This is a genomic window from Wolbachia endosymbiont of Drosophila tristis (assembly GCF_028981745.1).
Classification (GTDB): domain Bacteria; phylum Pseudomonadota; class Alphaproteobacteria; order Rickettsiales; family Anaplasmataceae; genus Wolbachia; species Wolbachia pipientis.
The window spans coordinates 1-1,763 of sequence record NZ_JAPQLN010000014.1 but is presented as its reverse complement, the minus strand read 5'-3'; the positions used below and the strand labels follow the sequence as shown (position 1 = coordinate 1,763).

The 1,763-nt window shown below is 49.3% G+C and carries 1 rRNA gene; it reads left to right on the top strand.

From position 1 onward, the window contains the following. The first annotated feature begins 97 nt into the window (after positions 1-97). Positions 98-1,673 (top strand): 16S ribosomal RNA (locus OZD64_RS00105). Positions 1,674-1,763 lie beyond the last annotated feature (90 nt).

The window sequence follows — 1,763 nt, the reverse complement described above, 5'->3', positions numbered from 1 at the left end:
AGCTTAAAATTAAACATTTGCGAAGTCAATTCGCTTTTTAATTCTTTTGAAAAAGAATAACAACAAATAATAATGAGCTAGTAAAATTTCTCATTTCTAAAATGAGAGTTTGATCCTGGCTCAGGACGAACGCTGGCGGCATGCCTAATACATGCAAGTCGAACGAGCTGCGCCTAATGATAGTTGATGCTTGCATTAACTTGACTTAAGTTAGCAGCGAGTGGCGAACTGGTGAGTAACACGTGGATAACCTGCCCAGAAGAAGGGGATAACACCTGGAAACAGATGCTAATACCGTATAACAACGAAAACCACATGGTTTTCGTTTGAAAGATGGCCTTTGTGCTATCGCTTTTGGATGGATCCGCGGCGCATTAGCTAGTTGGTGAGATAAAGGCTCACCAAGGCAATGATGCGTAGCCGACCTGAGAGGGTAATCGGCCACATTGGGACTGAGACACGGCCCAGACTCCTACGGGAGGCAGCAGTAGGGAATCTTCCACAATGGACGAAAGTCTGATGGAGCAATGCCGCGTGAGTGAAGAAGGGTTTCGGCTCGTAAAACTCTGTTGTTAGAGAAGAACGGGCGTGAGAGTAACTGCTCACGTCGCGACGGTATCTAACCAGAAAGTCACGGCTAACTACGTGCCAGCAGCCGCGGTAATACGTAGGTGGCAAGCGTTGTCCGGATTTATTGGGCGTAAAGCGAGCGCAGGCGGTCTTCTAAGTCTGATGTGAAAGCCTTCGGCTTAACCGGAGAAGTGCATCGGAAACTGGGAAACTTGAGTGCAGAAGAGGACAGTGGAACTCCATGTGTAGCGGTGAAATGCGTAGATATATGGAGGAACACCAGTGGCGAAGGCGGCTGTCTAGTCTGTAACTGACGCTGAGGCTCGAAAGCATGGGTAGCAAACAGGATTAGATACCCTGGTAGTCCATGCCGTAAACGATGAGTGCTAGGTGTTGGAGGGTTTCCGCCCTTCAGTGCCGCAGCTAACGCATTAAGCACTCCGCCTGGGGAGTACGACCGCAAGGTTGAAACTCAAAGGAATTGACGGGGACCCGCACAAGCGGTGGAGCATGTGGTTTAATTCGATGCTACGCGAAGAACCTTACCAGGTCTTGACATCTTCTGTTAACCTAAGAGATTAGGTGTCCCCTTCGGGGGCAGAATGACAGGTGGTGCATGGTTGTCGTCAGCTCGTGTCGTGAGATGTTGGGTTAAGTCCCGCAACGAGCGCAACCCTTGTCATTAGTTGCCAGCATTAAGTTGGGCACTCTAATGAGACTGCCGGTGACAAACCGGAGGAAGGTGGGGATGACGTCAAATCATCATGCCCCTTATGACCTGGGCTACACACGTGCTACAATGGACGGTACAACGAGTTGCGAAACCGCGAGGTCAAGCTAATCTCTTAAAGCCGTTCTCAGTTCGGATTGCAGGCTGCAACTCGCCTGCATGAAGTTGGAATCGCTAGTAATCGTGGATCAGCATGCCACGGTGAATACGTTCCCGGGTCTTGTACACACCGCCCGTCACACCATGAGAGTTTGTAACACCCAAAGTCGGTTAGGTAACCTTTTGGAGCCTGCCGCCTAAGGTGGGACAGATGATTAGGGTGAAGTCGTAACAAGGTAGCCGTAGGAGAACCTGCGGCTGGATCACCTCCTTTCTAAGGAAAAATTCGGAAACCTTACACAATTAAAGTCTTGTTTAGTTTTGAGAGATCGACTCTCATCAAAATAAATGTTCGCGCTTTTGG